Source organism: Janthinobacterium sp. HH104 (assembly GCF_001758715.1).
In the GTDB taxonomy this organism is placed as follows: Bacteria; Pseudomonadota; Gammaproteobacteria; order Burkholderiales; family Burkholderiaceae_D; genus Janthinobacterium; species Janthinobacterium aestuarii.
The window spans coordinates 19683-39507 of record NZ_LRIB01000047.1; the positions used below are offsets into that span (position 1 = coordinate 19683).

A 19825-nucleotide genomic window follows, 5' to 3' on the forward strand; every position below is an offset into this window, starting at 1 on the left:
ACCCACTTTTCGATGGTGCATCGCACAATGATCAATCCTGATATCAGCCTCAAGGATGCCGTGCGCGCGGCCCACTGGGCGCAATTGCTCGACCCCGTGCAAATGGCCCGGGTCGAGGCCGATGTGTTCGAGACTTTCGTGCCGAAAGGCGGCTTTGTCTGCCGCAAGGGCGAGCCGGTGGACAACTGGATCGGCGTCATCAGCGGCATGGTCAAGATGAATAATTTTTCCGCCTCGGGCAAGGCCATGACGTTTACGGGCTTGTCACCGGGCAGCTGGTTTGGCGAAGGTTCGCTGCTCAAGCGCGAGATGCGCAAATACGACACCATCGCCGTGCGCGATACGCGCGTGGCGCGCCTGCCTGCCAGTACCTTCCACTGGCTGCTGGAAACGAGCCTGCCATTCACGCGCTTCCTGCTGATGCAGCTCAACGAGCGCCTGGGCCAGTTCATCGGCATGATGGAAAACGAGCGCCTGCTCGACCTGAACACGCGTGTGGCGCGCTGCCTGGCGTCGATGTTCCATTCGCATCTGTACCCGAGCGTGGACACCTTGGTGCAACTGTCGCAGGAAGAAATCGGCCTGCTGTCCGGTTCCTCGCGCCAGCGCGCCAACCAGGCCTTGCAGGTGCTGGAAAAAAAGGGTTTATTGCGACTCGATTACGGCGGCATCCGCGTGCTGGACCTGGAAGGCTTGCGCCGCTACGAGGCCGATGATGGAGACTGAAGTCTCCAGCCGTGCCGCAGCGCTGCGTGCGCGCCTCGAGGGTGCTGCCGTCGACCATGCGCGGTTCGCGGGGCCGCCTGTCGATTTCAACGACTGGACACCGGAAGAACTGGGCGCCATCTGGGGTGCATTGCACCGCGCGGCGCGCTTCGGCCATGATGATATTGCGCGGTTTAATCTGGCGCACACGCTGCTGGAACAGGTGACTGAGGCCGGACTGGCGCCGTTGCTGGCCGGCGCCGTGTTCCTCGACGCGCTCGACGCGGCCGCTGAGTACAACGGGGAATGGGAGTATGTCATCGGCTGCCTGGCCTGCCTGCAGGGCGAGGCACCGGCAGGCACGGCGGCGCAGGCGCGGCGCATTCTCGGCGAAACCTCGGGCTGGGCCGAGCGGCCCTACCAGGCCTGGCTGCTGGCGCGCCTTGCCGGCGACGACGCCCCTGCGCAATATGCGCAGGCAATGGAGGAGCGCCACGCCCGTTATCCGATGCCATTGACCTTGCAGGAATTGGCACTGCTGCCGCAGCTGGCGCAAGCGTCCCTGCTGGCGCTGGCCGGTTCGCCCCATAGCAGCTTCTGGAACCGCAACAGTATCGGCGAGGCGGATCCCGCCGAGGTGCTGGCCGACGATGCGGCGTATGTCGATTTTGCGCGCACGATACTGGAACAGGCGGCGCGTCATATCGCCGCCATCCATGACGGCAGCGTGCCGTATGCGGCCGATGCCGCCTTTGCCACGGCAGACTCTCCGGTGCTGGCGCGCGCCGCGCGGGTCGCCGCCTATCGCGATGATGCCTGGTTCCGGCCCGTGATCACCGTCTTGCTGCCCTTGGCCTGCGTGGCGCCCGGCGCGGCAAAAAGCGCGCCGTCGCAATCGCTGGCGATGGCGCTGGGCCATGCGGTGGAAACCATCCCCACGCCCGAAAGCTTGCTGGCCCTGCGCACGGCGCTGGCGCAGGTACGCCATGCGGGCATCCGCAAGAAGCTGGAACGCAATCTGAAACCGGCCGAACGGGCGCTGGCCGAGCGGCCCGATATCGCCTGGAGGATCGGCATGCCCGGCCCCATGGGCAAGCGGCGCCAGGCCATGCTGGCGCGCCGCCTGGAAGCGGGCTACGCCAGCGAGGTGTGGTTTGGCCTGGACCAATGGCGCGTCTTGCGCGACGATGCCGATATCGAGACGGTGGCGCGCGCGCTGGTCTGGCGCACGGCCGACGGCCAGGCTTTCATGCTTGATGGCGAGGGGACCATCGATGCGCAGGGGCAGCCAGTGCAATTGCCTGAGCAAGGCGACATCGGCCTGTGGCATCCCCTGCACGGCAGCGGGGAGCAGCGCGCCGCCTGGCAGGCGTTGCTCGCGCAGCGGCGCGTGCGCCAGCCGCTGCGCCAGGTGTATCGTGAAATATATGCACCGTCCGGCGACGATAGCGCCCCATTTTCCGGTTACCAGTTGTCGCTGCCTACCTTGCTGGGACTGGCCCGCCGCGAAGGCTGGCGGCTGGATGACGATGAAGGCTTGTCGCGCCAGTTCGGCGCCTGGCGCGTATTGCTGCGCCTCGGAGGACGCGTATATCCAGGCGCGGGCGGCGCCTGCACGTCAAATGGACTGGCGCCCGCGCAGATGATGCCGATGGCGCCGGTGGCGTATTCGGAAGCGTGCCGCGCGGTGGACCTGCTGGTCAGCGCCAGCGCCCTGGCGCTGGTGGAAGAAGAGCAAAGCGTGCAGCGCGAAGAGCGCCTGTTTTACCTGGCCAATCTGGCACCGGGGCCGATGGCGGGCATGCGGCGCACCGTGCTGTGTCAGGTGTTTGCCCAGCAGATCGAAGCCGGGCGCATGGCGCTCGAACCGCGTCACCTGACGGTAGGCAGGCACGCGATTCACCTGGTCACCGGCAGGGTCACACTGGACGGCGCCGAAGTGGCGACCGAGGTGCTTGCGAAGGGGAACAAGCTGGGCGCCGTGCCGTGGCTGCCGCACGATGAGGCACTGCTGGAAAAAATCGTCGGCCTCGCCGGCCAGCTGCTCAAGCGTTGAAGATGACCCCGCATCCTGTCTGATCCTGGCCCTGAGGCTGTGTGAGTACTGCATTGCCGGCAATCGGAGTATCATGATCGCTTCCCAGCACAGCACCTTTTCGCCGCCATGCAGACATCCGTTCACAGTAATCCCGCCTCCCGTTTGACCTTGCTGCGCGCCGCCATGCGCGCGCAGCATATCGATGCGCTGATCGTGCCATCGGCCGACCCGCATTTGTCCGAGTACCTGCCGGCGCGCTGGCAGGGCCGCGAGTGGCTGTCGGGCTTTACGGGTTCCGTCGGCACCCTGGTCGTGACGCAGGATGTCGCCGGTGTGTGGACCGATGGCCGTTACTGGGAACAGGCGGAAGACGAGCTGGCCGGCAGCGGCATCGTCCTCAAGAAAATCCCGTCCGGCGCCAGCGTGCTGTATATCGACTGGCTGGGCGAGACCATGCAGCCGGGGCAGACGGTGGCCGTCGACGGTGCCGTGCTGGGCCTGGCCAATGCGCGCCTGCTGCAGCAGGCGCTGGGTGAGCAAGTGACCCTGCGCACGGACACCGACGTGCTGCAAGCCGTCTGGCCCGATCGCCCGGCCATGCCGGCCGCGCCCGTGGTTGAGCATGCGGCCGCCTATCCGTCGCTGTCGCGTACGCAAAAACTGGCGGCCCTGCGCGCCAGCATGACCGTCCACGGCGCCAGCCACCATGTGATTTCCACCCTCGACGATATCGCCTACCTGTTCAACCTGCGCGGCGCCGACGTCAGTTACAACCCCGTCTTCCTCGCGCATGCGCTGGTGGGACCGGAGCGCGCCACCCTGTTCGTCGCCGACGGCAAAGTGCCGGCCGCCCTGCGCGCCACCCTGAAAAGCGAAGGCGTCGACGTGGCCGCGTATGACCGCACGGCGGCCGCGCTGGCCGCCTTGCCGGCTGGCGCCACCTTGCTGCTCGACCCGCGCCGCATCACGTTCGGCACGCGCCAGGCCGTGGCCGAGGGCGTGCGGGTGGTGGAAGCCATCAACCCGACCACCCTGGCCAAGTCGCGCAAGACGGACGGCGAAGCGACCCACGTGCGCGCCGCCATGGAGCAGGACGGCGCCGCCCTGTGCGAATTTTTCAGCTGGCTGGATGCCACCCTGGCCGACCCGCAGCGCGCGCCGTTGACGGAAATCGGCGTCGACGAACACCTGACGGCCGCGCGTGCCCGCCGCACCGGTTTTGTCAGCCCCAGCTTCGGCACCATCGCCGGCTTCAATGCGCATGGCGCCATCATGCATTACCACGCGCATGCGGATTCGGCAGCCACCATCGAAGGCGACGGCTTGCTGCTGATCGACTCGGGCGGCCAGTATTGGGGCGGCACGACGGACATCACGCGCGTGGTCCCCGTCGGCACGATCACGGCCCAGCACAAGCGCGATTTCACCCTGGTCTTGCGCAGCATGATCGCCCTGTCGCGCGCGCAGTTCCCGCGCGGCGTGAAGTCGCCCATGCTCGACTCTATTGCCCGCGCACCGCTGTGGGCCGAAGGCATCGACTTTGGCCACGGCACGGGCCACGGCGTGGGATTTTTCCTCAACGTCCATGAAGGGCCGCAATCGATTTCGCAGTCCGCCATGCCGGAGCCGCAGACGGCCATGGAAGCGGGCATGATCACGTCCATCGAACCGGGCATTTATCGCCCTGGCCAGTGGGGCATCCGCATCGAGAACCTGGTGCTCAACGTCGCGGCGGAAACGACGCAGTTCGGCGAATTCCTGCGTTTCGAGACCTTGACCCTGTGCCCGATCGACACGCGCTGCGTGGAACGCTCGCTGTTGCGCGATGACGAGGCGGCCTGGCTCAACGACTATCACGCCACCGTGCGCGCGCGCCTGGCGCCGCACTTGGCCGGCGGTGCGCTGGCGTGGCTGGAACAGCGCACGGGAGCCATCTGATGCGCTCGACCCGCGCCACCTCCGCCATCGAACGGCTCAAGGAACGCACCGGCAACCGCCTCTACACGATGGCGCGCACGGGCGATGAACTGTTTTTCCTCACCGAAGGCCCCGGCTTGCCGCCTTTGTGCCCGCCGCTGGAACTCGATGCCTTTGTCGCCTTCGTCAATGGCCTGGGACCGCAAAAGGCGCGCCGCGTCAGCAAGCTCGATGTGGCGTTTGAAAAGCAGCTGACGAAAAAGCCCTAAATGCCGACCATCGACTTCCTGCGCGCCTACTGGTCGCCGGCCGAGCTGGCGACGAATGGCGTGATCCTGCTGAACCTGCTGGGCGCGCTGCTGCTGGGCTTGCTGGTGGGTTACGAGCGTTCGTATCACGGGCGCGCGGCGGGCATGCGCACCTACAGCCTTGTCTGCATGGCCTCGGCCGCGCTGACGGTGCTGGGCGGCTATCCCGAGTTCTGGTACGGCGGCCATGGCGCCATCGTCGGCAGCGACCCCACGCGCGTGATCCAGGGCATCGTCACGGGCGTGGGTTTCCTCGGCGCCGGCGTCATCATGCGCGAGGGGTTCAATATCAGCGGCCTGACGACGGCCGCCTCGATCTGGGCTTCGTCCGTGATCGGCATCATGGTCGGCATCGGCTTTTATCTGTCGGCCATGGGCCTGGCCTTTTTGTGCGCGATGGCGATGATTTTTCTGTCAAAATTGGAGAACTGGCTGCCGTCGCGCCACGCCGTGGCCATCACCATGCGCTTCAAGCAAGGATTCATTCCCCGTGAAGATGCGCTGCGGCGCATGGCCGCCAAGCGCGGCTACGACATTGCCGGCGGCTCGCTGACCATCGGCAGCAACGAAGGCATGCAGGAATGGCGCTTTGTCGCCATCGCGCATGGCAAGAACACGGGCGCCAGCCTGTCGGCCATGTCGGCCGAACTGGCCGCCTTCGAAGGCATCGCCGGCTTCCAGCTGTCGCATGCCCGCAATTGACATGGATGCTGAGAGGATGGACATGGATGCACAGGCCCAAGAGGTACTCGATTTCTGGTTCCAGCCGCCGGATAACCCAGACTATGGCCAATCGCGCGCGGAATGGTTCCGCAAGGATGATGCTTTCGACGCGCAGATACGCGCGCGTTTCGGCGCGCTGATCGATGCCGCCATCGACGGCGGCTTGCGCGAATGGGATGCGACGCCGCACGGCGCGCTGGCGCGCCTCATCGTGCTCGACCAGTTCACGCGCAATGTGTATCGCGGCACGCCGCGCGCCTTTGCCGGCGACGCTCAGGCGCTGGCGCTGGCCATCGCCTTGACGCAAGCTGGGCAGGATGGACAACTGCCGCCGATGCTGCGCGCTTTTGCCTACCTGCCGTTCGAACACGTGGAAGACCTGGCAATGCAGGCGCGCGCCGTCGAGCTGTTCCAGCTGCTGTCGCAGGCGCAGCCCGGCTTTGACGGCATGCTCGACTACGCCGAGCGCCACCAGGAAGTGATCGCCCGCTTTGGCCGCTTCCCGCACCGTAACGCCATCCTCGGCCGCGCGTCCACGCCGCAAGAGCTGGAATTTTTGCGCCAGCCGGGATCGAGCTTTTAGAAAATCATCATGAACGTCACACTCAATATCATCGGCGCCGGCCACGTGGGCCGCGTGCTGGGCAGGCTGTTTGCGCAAACCGAGGGGACGCATGGTGGAAAAATCCTGGTGCAGGATGTGCTGACGCGGTCGATGGCCTCGGCGCAAGCGGCCGTCGCTTTCATCGGCGCCGGTACGCCCGTCGACAGCTATGCTGCCTTGCGCCACGCCGACGTCACCATGCTGGCCGTCTCCGACGACCAGATCGGCCCGGCCTGCGCGGCGCTGGTGGCCGAGGGACGCCAGGCGGGCGCCATCGTGTTTCACTGCAGCGGCGCGCTGGCCTCGAACGTGCTGCTGGCGGCCACGCAGGCCGGCGCGTTTGTCGCCAGCGCCCACCCGATCCGCAGCTTTGCCGACCCGGCACAGGTGGCCGCCACCTTTGACGGCACGTTTTGCGGCGTCGAAGGCGACCCGCTGGCGCTGGCCTTCCTCACGCCGGCCTTGAATGCCATCGGCGCGCGCCCCGTGCCCATCGATCCGGCCGCCAAGACCCTGTATCACGCCGCCGCCGTCTTCGCCAGCAATTACCTGGTGACGGTGCTCGACGCGGCCTTGCGCGCGTATCAGGCGGCCGGCATTCCCGAGCCGGTGGCGCGCGAACTGGCGCAGCCGCTGGTGACGGAAGCGGTGGCCAATGTATTCCGCCTGGGCGCCGCGCCAGCGCTGTCCGGCCCCATCGCACGCGGCGATTCTGCCACCGTGCAACGCCAGCAGCTGGCGGTGCAAAGCTGGGATGCCGCCACTGGCGAGCTGTACCGCGCGCTGGTGGCGCCCACGCAGGACCTGGCCAGGCGCAAGCGCGGTGGATGACTCAGGCCGCGTGCACGCCGTTGCGGCCGTGATGCTTGGCCTGGTACAAGGCGCTGTCGGCACGTGAAAAAAAGGCCGATTCGCTTTCCTCCGGCCGGTACTCGGCCACGCCCAGGCTGATCGTCACGGGTAGCTGCGGCGCGGGCAGGCCGAAATCGTGGCCTTCGATGGCGGCGCGCAGGTTTTCCGCCACTTCCGCCGCTTGCGCCAGGCTGCAGTTATTCAGCAGTACCAAATATTCCTCGCCGCCCCAGCGCGTGATGACGTCGCTTTCGCGCACGGTGGCGCGCGCCACGTCGGCTACGCCACGGATGACCTTGTCGCCCCACAGGTGGCCGTGGGTATCGTTGACGCGCTTGAAGAAATCGATGTCGAAGAGGATGGCGGACATCGGCTGCTCGTTGCGTCTGGACAGGAGCATGGCGCGCTGGAACAGCAATTCCAGCGATTGGCGGTTCAATAGCCCGGTCAGCGCATCCGTGGAGGCGATGCGCTCGATGCGGCGCTGGTAGCGGTTTACCGTCAGCAGGGTCAAGCCCAGGACCAGCAGGGTGACGCCAAAGCTGATGGCCAGGTTGAAGATGAACACGCGCTGCAGCGACTGGACTTCGTCGCTGACATTTTGCTCGACCACCAGGTACCAGCCCAGTTCGGGAATGAAACGCGAATTGACGAGGATTTCCGCGCGGCCCAGCTGGTACGACAGATGAGTCGGTTCGCTGCGGTGGTTGATGATCTGCCCGGCAATGGCGCTCACGCCGGGCAGGCTGCGGATGTTGCCGCGCCCGTTGCGCATGGTCTTGCCCGCCAATACCAGCGTGCCGGCGGCATCGACAAAATAGATGTTGCGGTGGAAGCGCGCCTGGTAGCGGTCGATGATGTGGCTCATGGTGTCCAGGGTCAGGCCGATGCCGGTGGCGCCGATGAACTTGCCGTCGTAGTCAACCACGCGGTGGTTGATGAAGATGGTCATGCTGTCGCGGTTGGCCATGTCGATATCGACGTTCGTTTCATAATCGGTCTTGTCCATGGCGCGCACGCGGTAGTACCAGATGTCGCGCGTCGCCTGCGGGCTGACGGATTTCAAGGTGCCTTCCGCATAATAATATTGGCTGCTCTTGTCCGAGACGAGAAAGCTGGTGATGGCGCCGTATTTCTTCTTGACCTCGGCCAGGTAGCGCACGATCTGTTCCGGCTTGTTTTCACCTGCCAGTATCCAGTCGCGCACGAAGGTGTCGTGCGCCATCAGCGACGAGATGAAGACGGGGCGCAGCATGTCCTTCTGGATTTCGGAGTAAATATTGTCGCCCGTCAGCGGCAGGGTCTGGTCGGCGATGCCGTGTTCGATGGCTTGGCGCGAGGCCAGGTAGCTGGCCAGGCTGGTCGCCATGAAGCCCGCCCCCAGGATCAGGGTCAGGAGGATGAGCAGGCGGTATTTGATCGACAGAAGACGCATGGAGACGGGGGGAGTGGCCGGCGGGAAGGCTATCGTGACGCAAGCCAAAAGTATGCAGCAGGGCAGGTATTGGCGCAATGATAACTGGTTTTATTGATAATTTACCCTGGCTAACGCGACAAGATAACCACGACTTACCAAATAAAAGTGCCGATTTGTCGACAAAGATGCCAATTAGCAATAAGATTTGATGAGGGGAATCATTGCGCACCGCCCCTGTCTTGCCGCCCGTTTCAGGCGCAGGATATTACGCGCAGGGAGTGTTGCATGTTATTTTTAAAGAGTACGTCCGTCAGCAAGGCCCCCGGCATCTACGAGGTCGACATCGCCGCCAAGCCGCCTGGCAAGACCTTCGGCATTTTTCTCGCCACCGATCCCGACCATCCACCATCAGCCTTGCTGGGGCAATTGAAGGCGCTCGGCTTCGAGAACACCTATAGCTCGCCCTACCTGCACAAGGATGGGGGCAAAGTGCTGGACCTGCATTTCCAGAAGGATGGCACGGATATCTTCAAGGGCTGGAAAACCGAGGAGTGCACGCAGAACGTGGCGGCCATCACGGCGCTGTTCGAAGAGCATGGCATCACGATCTCCCCACGGGTGATGTCGATGGCGGAAGCCTACGCCTAATCTGCCTCAACCGCGTCAACCCGCCTCCACGCCGATGTGATACAGCGCCCATGGGCAGCTGGCAAAACGTTCGGTCAGGGGCAGCGCCGCCACGGCCGCGATGCGGTCCGCATCATGGATCGCCCATAGCGGCCCCAGCCCGCCCAGCGCCATCGCCTGCCCGTCCAGGTGGGTGGCGACAATAAAACGCTGCGCGCGCGCCTGCGCCATGGTCAGCGCCGCCGCATAGCCATCGACGGCGCGCAGCAGCAAGCGAATCTCACCTTCCTCGGGCGCGCCCGCCGCCTTCAAGACATCGACCAGCAATGGTCCGCGCAGGGCATGCGCCTTGCCGTCGTATTCCAGGGTGGGGTGGATTGTGCGCGCCGGCAAGTTCGCCAGCGCCGCAAAGTCGAATGCCCGCGCCCGCTCAAAACTGATCTTTTGCTTGTGCATCATCTGGTCGCGCACGGCGTCGAACGGACCCCGGTTCGGCTTGTCGATGCTGCCCGTGACGGTCAGCAAGGCCGGGCCGCGCAGGCCGGCGGGTGCCGCCTGGGCGATGGCGGGCAGGGCCGCGCCGGCCATGGCGGCGACGAGAAACTGGCGTTTATGCATGCACTTCTCCTCTGACTGAAAATCGATAATGTCCTTAAGTCTATCTTAAGTTCGCTCAACGGTGCGCATTTTACGGTTATTGTCAGTTTTGAATCTCGGCTTACATCTTGTCACAGTTCTTACGGAATGGTGAAAGACGTAGCTTTTTTCGGCTGTTATTGTGTCCTCATCGCACTTCGCTGAACTGCGAATCCAGGCACCATTCACTAATTGAGAGAGAGAACATGATGAAGAAGAAAATCCTGTTTGCAATGATCGCTTCCGTTACCGCACTGACCGGCATGAGCGCCGCACACGCCGAGGGCGCCTATGTGGGTGCCGGCGTCACGGGAAACCGTTATAACTTCGACATTCCTGGCGCCACCAGCGCCGATAATCACAGCGGCTACAAGGCTGGCGCCAAGATCTTCGCCGGTTACGATTTCGATAAGACCTGGGCGGTCGAAGGTGGCTATGCCGATTTCGGCAGCAAGGATTACAGCTATGTCACCGGCGCCGGCAACGGTTCCGTGAAAAGCGATTCGCACGGCTACTACCTGGCCGGCAAGGCCACCATGCCCGTGACCGACAAGGTCGGCGTGTTTGGCAAGCTGGGCGTGGCCAAGGTCAAGAATAGCTTGAGCGGCACGGGCCTGTCGACCGGCATCAGCGGCAACGACAAGACGGGCGTGTACGCTTCCGTCGGCGCCCAGTACGCGATCAACGAGAAAGTCTCGCTGACGGCGGAAGTGGAACACTTCGGCAAGAGCGCCGACCAGGGCCGCAAGGCTACCGGCCTCGCTTTAGGCGCACGCTACAACTTCTAATCACTTGGAAGTTTGCTGAAAAAAAAGGCAGTTACCGCGAGGTAACTGCCTTTTTGCATGGCCAGACCGAAATTACGTGGTCAAAGGCTTGTACCGGATACGTTTCGGCTTCGCGCCTTCTTCGCCCAGGCGTTTCTTCTTGTCGGCTTCGTACTCTTGATAGTTGCCGTCGAAGAAGGTGACTTGCGAGTTGCCTTCGAACGCCAGGATGTGCGTGGCGATACGGTCGAGGAACCAGCGGTCATGGGAAATGACCATGACGCTGCCGGCAAATTCCAGCAGGGCGTCTTCCAGCGCGCGCAAGGTTTCCACGTCCAGATCGTTCGACGGTTCATCGAGCAGCAGGACGTTGCCGCCCATTAAGAGGGTTTTCGCCAGGTGCAGACGGCCGCGCTCACCGCCGGACAGGTTGCCCACTTGCTTTTGCTGGTCCGAGCCCTTGAAGTTGAAGCGGCCCAGGTAGGCGCGCGACGGCATTTCGAAGCGGCCCACGGTCAGCATGTCGGCGCCGCCGGACACGTCCTCGAACACGGATTTGTTGTCAGCGAGACTATCGCGGTTCTGGTCGACGATGGACACGCGCGCCGTCTGGCCGATGGCCACTTCGCCGCTGTCCGGCGTTTCCTTGCCGGTGATCATCTTGAACAGGGTCGATTTACCGGCGCCGTTGGGGCCGATGATGCCGACGATGGCGCCTGGCGGCACGGTGAAGCTCAGGTTATCGATCAGCAAGCGGTCGCCGAACGCTTTCGACACGTTCTTGAACTCGATGACTTCATTGCCCAGGCGTTCTGCCACGGGAATGAAGATTTCCTGCGTTTCGTTGCGCTTCTGGTATTCGTGCTCGGACAGCTCGTTGAAGCGGGCCAGGCGGGCTTTCGACTTGGCCTGGCGCGCTTTCGGGTTCTGGCGCGACCATTCCAATTCCTTCTGCAGCGCTTTCTGGCGCGCCGATTCCGTCGCCTCTTCCTGCTTCAGGCGGGCTTGCTTCTGGTCCAGCCAGGTCGAGTAGTTACCCTTCCATGGAATGCCGTGGCCGCGGTCCAGCTCCAGAATCCACTCTGCCGCGTTGTCGAGGAAGTAGCGGTCATGGGTGATGGCTACCACGGTGCCGGGGAAGCGCAGCAGGAATTGTTCCAGCCAGTCGACCGATTCCGCATCCAGATGGTTGGTCGGTTCGTCGAGCAGCAGCATGTCGGGTTTCGACAGCAGCAGCTTGCACAGCGCCACACGGCGCTTTTCACCGCCGGACAGCACGCCGATGGTGGCGTCCCATGGCGGCAGGCGCAGTGCGTCGGCGGCCATTTCCAGCTGCAGATTCAGATTGCCGCCGTCGGAAGTCGAGATGATCGCTTCCAGGCGTGCCTGTTCCGTGGCCAGGGCGTCGAAATCGGCGTCTTCCTCGGCATATGCGGCGTACACGGCTTCCAGCTTGGCTTGCGCTTCAAACACTTCGCCCAGGCCCGATTCCACTTCCTGGCGCACGGTTTTTGCCGGATCCAGCTGCGGTTCCTGCGGCAGGTAGCCGATGTTCAGGCCCGGCATTGGCACGGCTTCGCCCTGGATGTCGGTGTCGATGCCTGCCATGATTTTCAGCAGGGTCGATTTGCCGGAGCCGTTCAGGCCCAGCACGCCGATCTTCGCGCCTGGGAAGAAGGAGAGGGAAATATCTTTCAGAATCTGGCGCTTGGGCGGGACGATTTTGCCCACGCGATTCATGGTGTAGACGTAATTTGCCATTAGAAATCTCGGGTGATATACAAAGACGGACAGGATACGGTAAACGCCCGCTTCCGGCCAGCGCTGTGCGCTGCCGGAACGGGCCGGTCAGGCGGCCAGCCGCGCGCGGCGGCTGCTCCACAGGCCTTCGGCCGCATACAGGCCCAGCGCCGTCCAGATGACGAGGAAGCCCAGCATGCGCTCGGGCGTGAACGATTCGTGGAAGACCCATACGCCGATCAGGAGCTGGCCCGTGGGCGCGATGTATTGCAATAGCCCCAGCACGGCCAGCGGCAGGCGGCGCGCGCCGGCGGCAAACAGCAGCAGGGGAATGGCCGTGATGGGGCCGGACGCGAGCAGCAGCGCGCGCGTGGCGGTGGAATCTGTATTGACGAAGCCGCTCCGGCCATGCCAGGCCAGCCACAGCATGTAGGCCAGCGCCAGGGGGAACAGAATCAATGTTTCGAACGACAGGCCTTCCAGCGCGCCCAGCGCGGCCGTCTTGCGCAGCAAGCCATAGCCGCCGAACGAGGCCGCCAGCAGCAGGGCGATCCAGGGCACTTGCCCCGCCTGCCAGGTGAGCCAGGCCACGCCGCAGGCGGCCAGGCCGATGGCCAGCCACTGCAGGCGGCGCAGGCGTTCGTGCAGCAGCAGAAAGCCCAGCATGACATTGATCAGGGGCGTAATGAAGTAGCCGAGGCTGGCGTCGACCACGTGGCCGTTGTTGACGGCCCAGATATAGATGAACCAGTTGGCCGAGAGCAAAAACGCACTGGCGACGAAACTGGCCACGACCCTGGGTTGCGCTTTCAGGCTGCCCAGCCAGCTCCACTGCCGGCGCACGGTCAGCACGATACCGAGGAACAATAGCGACCAGACCATGCGGTGCGCCAGGATCTCCTGCGGCGCGATCTCGCCGATGGCATGAAAGTACAGGGGGAACAGGCCCCAGCACAGGAAGGCGAGGGAGGCGTACAACATGCCTGGATTCATGATGGGCTTCGCAGGAGAGTAGACAGTCTGTCATTATGGCTGAAAACATCGGGGGCTGCCCGGCGCCGCTGGCGAGGCGTAGAATGGCAACAAATCAATGGCCGCAAGCCCGCGCAGCAAGGCGGAGCGGCACAAAACCACGACTTTGGGGCAGCTGCGGAACCATGCAAAAATACTCTTGCTATTTGCTAATACCTATCATATTGTGCGATGCAACAAAACAAAAATGGGTGCAATCTTGACGTCGGAACATAAAAAAAGCGGCCTGGCTGGCCTGACCCTGGCGGCCGTCGGCATCGTTTACGGCGATATCGGTACCAGTCCGCTGTACACCTTGAAGACCGTCTTCGACCCGGCCCACGGCCTGATGCTGTCGCCCGAGAACTTGCTGGGCATCGTCTCGCTGATCTTCTGGGGCCTGACCCTGATCGTCTCGCTCAAGTACGTGACCCTGGTGTTGCGCGCCGATAACCGCGGTGAGGGCGGCATCATGGCCCTGATGGCGCTGGTGCTGTCGTCCGTCAGCCGCCTGTCGCGCTGGCATTTCCCGCTGATGGTGATCGGCGTCTTCGGCGCCACCCTGTTCTATGGCGACAGCGTGATCACGCCGGCCATTTCCGTGCTGTCGGCCATCGAAGGCCTGGAAGTGGCCACGCCCGCCTTCAGTCCGTACGTGGTACCGCTGACGATCGTCGTGCTGGTGGCGCTGTACTCGGTGCAATCGCACGGCACGGCCGGCATCGGCCGCTATTTTGCGCCCATCATGGTGCTGTGGTTTGCCGCGCTGGCCGGCATGGGCGTGGTCAACATCATCAAGTCGCCAGCCATCCTGGCCGCGCTCAATCCCCTGCACGCGGCGACCTTCCTGATGAATAACGGCTTCGTTGCCTTCGTTGCCCTGGGCGCCGTGGTGCTGGCGCTGACGGGCGCCGAGGCGCTGTACGCCGACATGGGCCACTTCGGCAAGAAGCCGATCCGCCTGGCCTGGTTCCTGATCGCCTTTCCCGCGCTGGCGCTGAATTACCTGGGCCAGGGCGGCTTGCTGCTCGCGCATCCGGAAGCCGTCACGAATCCGTTTTACCAGCAGCTGGGTGCGTGGAGCGTGTACCCGCTGGTGATCCTGTCGACCATGGCCACCGTGATCGCCTCGCAGGCGACCATTTCCGGCACCTTCTCGATGACCAAGCAGGCGATCGCGCTGGGCTTCTTGCCGCGCATGCGTGTGCGCCACACGTCGGAAAGCGAAATCGGGCAGATCTACATCCCCGCCGTGAACTGGCTGCAACTGGCCGTGGTGCTGCTGGCCGTCATCGGCTTCGGTTCTTCGGAAAACCTGGCCGCCGCCTACGGTATCGCCGTCACGGCCACCATGCTGTCGACCACGATCCTGACGTTCTTCGTCATCCGCTACCGCTGGAAGATGAACCTGGCCCTGTGCTGGGCCGCCACGGGCTTTTTCCTGATCATCGACGTCAACCTGGTGTCGGCAACTGCCCTGAAACTGTTCCATGGCGGCTGGTTCCCGCTGCTGCTGGGCTCGATTTTGTTCATCGTCATGCTGACCTGGAAGCGCGGCCGCCAGCTGGTGTTCCAGAATCTGGAAAAGCATGCGATTCCGCTCGACGATTTCCTTTCGTCGCTGTTCATCGCGCCGCCGCTGCGCGTGCCGGGCACGGCCATCTTCCTGCGCGGCGAAACGGATGGCGTGCCGCATGCGCTGCTGCATAACTTGCTGCACAACAAGGTGTTGCATGAGCGCGTCATTTTCCTCACCGTCTTCATGCATGAAGAGCCGTGGGTGGCGCCATCGGAGCGCGTGCGCGTGGTGGACCTGGGCCACCAGTGCTACCAGGTCAATGTGCATTACGGCTTCAAGGATGAACCGGACATTCCGTCCGCGCTGGCCCAGTGCGCGCAGCAGGGACTGGATTTCGAGATGATGGAAACGTCGTTCTTCATCGCGCGCCAGACCATCATTTCGACGCCGGGCGCCGGCATGATGCCATGGCGCGAGCACCTGTTCGTCACCATGTCGCGCAATGCGCGCACGGCGGCCGACTACTATCAGATCCCGAGCAACCGGGTGATCGAACTGGGCACGCAGGTGGAAATCTAGACGTGACAATGGGGCGGAATGGTTATTTTGGCAATGTTGTATTGTTGCGTAATCTTCCGCCGCGCTTACGTCTGCTTACAAATTGGCTGCGCGACTCCTGTTAAACTGCTGCTCGCACCGGTCCGCACCGTACGGGCCTCAGCCACACACCAATATTTAAAGGGAAACCATGAAATCGGTATTTCAAATGATCGCCACCCTCGCTTGTGCCGTGGCCCTGACCGCTTGCGGTGCTGCTGCCAACACCGAGAAGCCGGTCGTGCTCGACCCGAATACGCAAGTGAAAGAACTGACCATTACCGATCCGGTGGTCGGCACCGGTACGGCAGCGGCAGCGGGCGACACCCTGCTGGTGACTTACACGGGCTGGCTGTATGACGCAAGCAAGCCGGGCAACAAGGGCGTGCAGTTCGATGCGAACCAGACCGGCGCCGGTTTTAGTTTCCCTCTCGGTATCGGCCAGGTCATCCTGGGCTGGGACCGCGGCCTGGTCGGCATGAAGGTCGGCGGCACGCGCGTGCTGGCCATTCCGTATGACCTCGGTTATGGCAAGGCGGGCAGCGCGCCGAAGATTCCTGGCTATGCCGGCTTGCTGTTCGAGATCAAGCTGGTGAGCGTGACGAAAAAGTAGGCACGCGCAGGGCAGCAAACAAAAGGGCGATTCCACGGAATCGCCCTTTTTGCTTTGGCGGGCCCTTTACGCCTCGGGCGGGGCCAGCTCCTGGAAGTAATACGTGGCGCCGCCCAGATTGGCCGGCGCGTCATATTGCAGCACTTGCGTGCGGCGCAGCGCCACCGGTGCGCTGAAGGCGGGACCGTCGTAGACGAAGGTGTGGAATTCGCCGTTTTCGCCGCAGGCGTCGACGCCGGGCGGCAGGTCGGCGAGGAAGGAAGCGTCGAACTCGCGTCCGCAAAATGCGCGCGGCAGGTGCTGGCCATTGATGCACACGACGATGGCCTTGAAGCCGGCGGCGAGAAATTCGTCGACCAGCGCGCGGCGATCCCCGCCCCACAGGGGCAGGTGCGCCGTCAGGCCGGCGGCCGCGCAGACTTTTTCTTCCCAGTCGCGGTGCGGCTGCAGGTCGATGTCGCCAAACAGCGCGTGGGCTATGCCCTCGGCCTTGGCCGCGCGCAGCATGGCGATGAATTGCTCTTCGTAGCTGGCCCAGCTGGCGTGATAGCGCTGCAGGCGCGCGCCCAAGCTGGCCGCCTGCGCGGCGAGCAGCTCGGGCGGCACGCCGTGCGAGCGCGACTTGCGGCCATCTTCATCCATGGCCGTGATCAACAGCGGCACGTCCATGCCGGCGTTGCGCGCGCGCCACAGGGCCAGGCAGGAATCCTTGCCGCCGCTCCAGGAAATCAGGGCCGTCGTCATGCCGCTTGCTCCACCGCGCGCAGCATGTCGACGTGCTGTATGCCGTCTTCGTCGTACGGCGCGCTGACGGTGACAAAGCCGAACGACTGGTAGAAGCGCTCCAGGTACTGCTGCGCGCCGATGCGGATGGCGTGGCCGGGGTGCCGGTGTTCGGCGCGGGCGATGCCTTCCGTTAATAGCTGTTTGCCGGCGCCCGTGGTGCGCGCCTCGGGCGCCGTCAGCACGCGGCCCAGCGACATTTCCACATACTTGGCGCCCGGTGCCAGCACGCGCAGGTAGGCGGCCAGCCGGCGCTGGCCATCGACCGTTTGCCAGCCCAGCAAATGCATGGCTTGCTGGTCATGGCCGTCCAGGTCCGGGTAAATGCACTGCTGTTCGATGACGAACACGCGCTGGCGCAGAGCCAGCACCTGGTACAAATCGTGGGGGCCGAGTTCGTCGAACGTGTTCCATTGCCAGCTGATCATGGGTCATCCTTGATTGAGAGTGGCGTGATTTTACCGGCTTCACGCGGCCGGCGTGGGATAGCGCTGCGCATACCACTGCTTCAGGTGCTCGATGCAGCGCGTCACGCGGGGCGCGACCAGCTGGCGCGACGGATAGATGGCGAACAGCGCCAGACTGGGCCGCTCGATGTCCGGAAACAGCTCGACCAGGGCGCCGCTGGCCAGTTCCTCGCGGCAGACAAAGGTGGGCAGGATGCCGATGCCCAGGCCGCGCAGGATCAGGCTGCGCATGAACAGCGTGTTGTTCGTGCGGACCCAGTTCGGCACTTCGATGTCGCTGTGCGGCCCCGCATGGCGCAGCGGCCAGCGGCTACCGAACAGCGCGTGGCTGTAGATGAAGCAGCGCTGGCGCGTCAGGTCCGTGGCTTCCCGCAAGGGGCCGTGGCGTTCCAGGTAGGCGGGCGCGCAGCAGATGTGCAGGCGGTAGTCGTGGATATGGCGCGCCACGTAGCTCGAATCGTTGAGCGCGGTGGTGACGCGAAAGCCCAGGTCGTAGTTGGCGGCCGCCAGATCGACATATTCATCCTTCAGGTCGACGTCCAGGCGCAGCGCGGGCCAGTCGGCCATGAAATCGGCCAGGCCCTCGGCCAGCTCGCCCACGCCCAAGGTCAGCGGCGCGTTGATGCGCAGGCGGCCCGTCACGTGCGCCGTCGAGTGGGCCACCATGTCTTCCGCTTGCGCCAGCTCGTCGAGCAGCTTGCGGCAGTGCTCGAGGTAGGCGGCGCCCGTTTCCGTCAGGGCCAGCTGGCGCGTGGTGCGCGTCATCAGGCGCCCGCCCAGTTCCTGCTCCAGCTGGCCGATGCGCCGGCTCACATATGACGCTGACAGGTCCAGTTCATCGGCGGCGCGGCGAAAGCTGCCCAGCTCGGCCACGCGGCGAAACAGCTGCATCGCCTGCAATTTGTCCATTTCATTCCTATTCGGCGCTTCTATTCGGTCTTATTCTGCATCAGTGCTGTGCATTATTCATCATTTTTCCCCATTTTGATTCGGAATATGCTGGTGACCTCTCTACAGAAAGGCCACACCATGAAAAAATTACTGATCAGCAGCCTGTTGCTCGCCGCCTTTTCCAACGCCCAGGCGGCCGAGGTCCTCGTCGTGCTGTCGGACGCCAATCACCTCAAGCTGCGCGACGGCAAGGTCTTCCCGACGGGTTTTTATCTGAATGAATTGATGCAGCCCGTGAAAAAGCTGCTCGACGCGGGCCACACGGTGACGTTCGCCACGCCGCAGGGCCAGGCGCCCACCCTGGACGCCAGCTCGGATACGGTCGATTACTTTGGCGGTGACGCCAGCGCGCACGCGGCGCACAAGGCGCTGCTGGACCAGCTGGCGCTGACGGTGCCGGGCCGCTCGCCCGTGATCAGCCTGAAACGGGTGGAGCAGATCGGTTATGGCCACTACGCGGCCGTGCTGGTGCCGGGCGGCCACGCGCCGATGCAGGATCTGTTGAAGGACGCCAGCCTGGGCGCCTTGCTGCGCCAGTTCCACGCGGATGGCAAGCCGACGGCGCTGCTGTGCCATGGCCCCATCGCCCTGCTGTCGGCCTTGCCGCAGGCGGGCGCGTTTGCGGCCGCGCTGGAAGCGGGCCGCACGCCGCCCAAGCCGGCGGACTGGATCTACAGCGGCTACCGCATGACGGTGATCAGCAATCAGGAAGAACTGGCTGCGCAAGGTGCGCTGAAGGGCGGGACGATGAAGTTCTACCCGCAGTCGGGCTTGCAGGCGGCCGGCGCGCAGTATGTGCAGAACCAGACTCCGTGGACCAGCAACGTCGTGGTCGACCGCGAACTGATCACGGGGCAGAATCCCGCCTCGGCGCCGGCCCTGGCGGGCAAGCTGCTGCAGGCGCTGCGCTAAAGCAAAAATCCCCGGCGGCGCCTGGTGGCGCGGCCGGGGATGTGCGACTCATGCGGCGGGGATTAGACGATCGTCAGGGTGACGTCGATGTTGCCGCGCGTGGCGTTCGAGTATGGGCAGACGATGTGGGCGGCGGCGACCAGTGCTTCGGCGGCGGCGCGTTCCATGCCTGGTAGCGAGATTTTCAGTTCCACTTCGATGCCGAAGCCTGTTTCGATGGCGCCGATGCCGACGTTGCCTTCGATGGACAGATCCGCTGGCACGGCGATCTTGTCGCGGCCGCCGACGAATTTCATGGCGCCGATGAAGCAGGCCGAGTAGCCGGCGGCGAACAGTTGCTCCGGATTGGTACCGACGGCGCCATTGCCGCCCAGTTCTTTTGGCGTGGTGAGCTTGACGTCCAGCACATTGTCGGACGACACGGCACGGCCTTCGCGGCCTCCGGTGGCGGTGGCTTGAGCGCGGTACAGGACTTGTTTGATCGACATGATGGTTTCCTTTAGGTAGATAAATAGGTGACTACTAAATAGTGTGCTACTTGTTTCGTGGGCTCTCGCCCCAGGATCTCCGTCTGCAGAAGCACTTGCCGGCGTCCATGTACGCAATATATATCGTGTACTATTTAATTGCAAGCGATT

20 protein-coding genes are annotated in these 19825 nt (G+C 63.9%); 12 read left to right on the top strand and 8 right to left on the bottom strand.

The features are described 5' to 3' along the window. Window positions 1–27: 27 nt before the first annotated feature. The 7 genes from JAB6_RS21355 to JAB6_RS21385 all read left to right on the top strand — a co-directional run bounded on the left by JAB6_RS21355 (window position 28) and on the right by JAB6_RS21385 (window position 7126). Complete coding sequence (locus tag JAB6_RS21355) at window positions 28–726, top strand: Crp/Fnr family transcriptional regulator (protein WP_034752824.1); 699 nt, start codon at window positions 28–30, stop codon at window positions 724–726. Further along, window positions 713–2761, top strand: a complete 2049-nt coding sequence (locus JAB6_RS21360) for a DUF4132 domain-containing protein (RefSeq protein ID WP_139143471.1) — start codon at window positions 713–715, stop codon at window positions 2759–2761. The genes JAB6_RS21355 and JAB6_RS21360 overlap by 14 nt, the downstream gene beginning before the upstream one ends. Window positions 2762–2869: 108 nt before the next feature. Then, complete coding sequence (locus JAB6_RS21365; RefSeq protein WP_070304438.1) at window positions 2870–4681, top strand: aminopeptidase P family protein; 1812 nt, start codon at window positions 2870–2872, stop codon at window positions 4679–4681. Then, entirely contained in the window at window positions 4681–4929 is a 249-nt protein-coding gene (locus JAB6_RS21370; protein ID WP_034752831.1) for a hypothetical protein, read from the top strand. Before JAB6_RS21365 ends, JAB6_RS21370 begins: the two co-directional genes overlap by 1 nt. Further along, the gene (locus tag JAB6_RS21375; RefSeq protein WP_034752834.1) at window positions 4930–5670 is read left to right on the top strand and encodes an MgtC/SapB family protein; all 741 of its coding nucleotides are present in this window, start codon (window positions 4930–4932) and stop codon (window positions 5668–5670) included. A 16-nt stretch (window positions 5671–5686) separates the two neighbouring features. Further along, on the top strand, window positions 5687–6274 hold the full coding sequence (locus JAB6_RS21380; RefSeq protein ID WP_083292886.1) for a DUF924 family protein: 588 nt from the start codon (window positions 5687–5689) through the stop codon (window positions 6272–6274). A gap of 9 nt (window positions 6275–6283) precedes the next feature. Further along, the gene (locus JAB6_RS21385) at window positions 6284–7126 is read left to right on the top strand and encodes a Rossmann-like and DUF2520 domain-containing protein (protein WP_070304440.1); all 843 of its coding nucleotides are present in this window, start codon (window positions 6284–6286) and stop codon (window positions 7124–7126) included. A 1-nt stretch (window position 7127) separates the two neighbouring features. Here the strand turns inward: JAB6_RS21385 and JAB6_RS21390 are convergent, their stop codons facing one another. Next, window positions 7128–8582, bottom strand: a complete 1455-nt coding sequence (locus JAB6_RS21390; protein ID WP_070304441.1) for a sensor domain-containing diguanylate cyclase — start codon at window positions 8580–8582, stop codon at window positions 7128–7130. Window positions 8583–8849: 267 nt separating this feature from the next. Here JAB6_RS21390 and JAB6_RS21395 point away from each other — a divergent pair, with 267 nt between their 5' ends. Then, the gene (locus JAB6_RS21395; RefSeq protein WP_034752842.1) at window positions 8850–9212 is read left to right on the top strand and encodes a hypothetical protein; all 363 of its coding nucleotides are present in this window, start codon (window positions 8850–8852) and stop codon (window positions 9210–9212) included. Window positions 9213–9227: 15 nt separating this feature from the next. On the opposite strand, the gene JAB6_RS21400 is transcribed toward JAB6_RS21395, so the two are convergent. Continuing rightward, window positions 9228–9809: a molybdopterin-dependent oxidoreductase gene (locus JAB6_RS21400; protein ID WP_070304442.1), complete on the bottom strand. Its 582-nt coding sequence runs from the start codon at window positions 9807–9809 to the stop codon at window positions 9228–9230. 224 nt (window positions 9810–10033) lie between these two features. Here JAB6_RS21400 and JAB6_RS21405 point away from each other — a divergent pair, with 224 nt between their 5' ends. Then, entirely contained in the window at window positions 10034–10615 is a 582-nt protein-coding gene (locus tag JAB6_RS21405; RefSeq protein WP_034752848.1) for a porin family protein, read from the top strand. Window positions 10616–10687: 72 nt separating this feature from the next. Here the strand turns inward: JAB6_RS21405 and ettA are convergent, their stop codons facing one another. After that, window positions 10688–12355, bottom strand: coding sequence for an energy-dependent translational throttle protein EttA (gene ettA / locus JAB6_RS21410; RefSeq protein ID WP_034752850.1), 1668 nt, complete (start codon window positions 12353–12355; stop codon window positions 10688–10690). Window positions 12356–12442: 87 nt separating this feature from the next. Continuing rightward, window positions 12443–13327: an EamA family transporter RarD gene (rarD, locus tag JAB6_RS21415; protein WP_070304443.1), complete on the bottom strand. Its 885-nt coding sequence runs from the start codon at window positions 13325–13327 to the stop codon at window positions 12443–12445. Between the two features lie 238 nt (window positions 13328–13565). On the opposite strand from rarD, the gene JAB6_RS21420 reads away from it, so the two are divergent. Then, window positions 13566–15443, top strand: coding sequence for a potassium transporter Kup (locus JAB6_RS21420; protein ID WP_034753579.1), 1878 nt, complete (start codon window positions 13566–13568; stop codon window positions 15441–15443). A gap of 169 nt (window positions 15444–15612) precedes the next feature. Continuing rightward, window positions 15613–16074, top strand: coding sequence for an FKBP-type peptidyl-prolyl cis-trans isomerase (locus JAB6_RS21425; protein WP_034752853.1), 462 nt, complete (start codon window positions 15613–15615; stop codon window positions 16072–16074). A gap of 66 nt (window positions 16075–16140) precedes the next feature. On the opposite strand, the gene JAB6_RS21430 is transcribed toward JAB6_RS21425, so the two are convergent. The 3 genes from JAB6_RS21430 to JAB6_RS21440 are packed head-to-tail and all read right to left on the bottom strand — an operon-like array spanning window position 16141 to window position 18233. Then, complete coding sequence (locus tag JAB6_RS21430; protein WP_070304444.1) at window positions 16141–16818, bottom strand: diphthine--ammonia ligase; 678 nt, start codon at window positions 16816–16818, stop codon at window positions 16141–16143. After that, a complete protein-coding gene (locus tag JAB6_RS21435) occupies window positions 16815–17285 on the bottom strand; it encodes a GNAT family N-acetyltransferase (protein ID WP_070304445.1) in 471 nt (156 codons plus the stop codon). Before JAB6_RS21435 ends, JAB6_RS21430 begins: the two co-directional genes overlap by 4 nt. A gap of 39 nt (window positions 17286–17324) precedes the next feature. Continuing rightward, the gene (locus tag JAB6_RS21440; protein ID WP_070304446.1) at window positions 17325–18233 is read right to left on the bottom strand and encodes a LysR family transcriptional regulator; all 909 of its coding nucleotides are present in this window, start codon (window positions 18231–18233) and stop codon (window positions 17325–17327) included. A 120-nt stretch (window positions 18234–18353) separates the two neighbouring features. Between JAB6_RS21440 and JAB6_RS21445 the strand changes: the two genes are divergently transcribed. After that, window positions 18354–19187, top strand: a complete 834-nt coding sequence (locus JAB6_RS21445) for a type 1 glutamine amidotransferase domain-containing protein (RefSeq protein ID WP_070304447.1) — start codon at window positions 18354–18356, stop codon at window positions 19185–19187. A 62-nt stretch (window positions 19188–19249) separates the two neighbouring features. On the opposite strand, the gene JAB6_RS21450 is transcribed toward JAB6_RS21445, so the two are convergent. Next, complete coding sequence (locus JAB6_RS21450; RefSeq protein ID WP_034752862.1) at window positions 19250–19675, bottom strand: organic hydroperoxide resistance protein; 426 nt, start codon at window positions 19673–19675, stop codon at window positions 19250–19252. Between the last annotated feature and the right edge of the window lie 150 nt (window positions 19676–19825).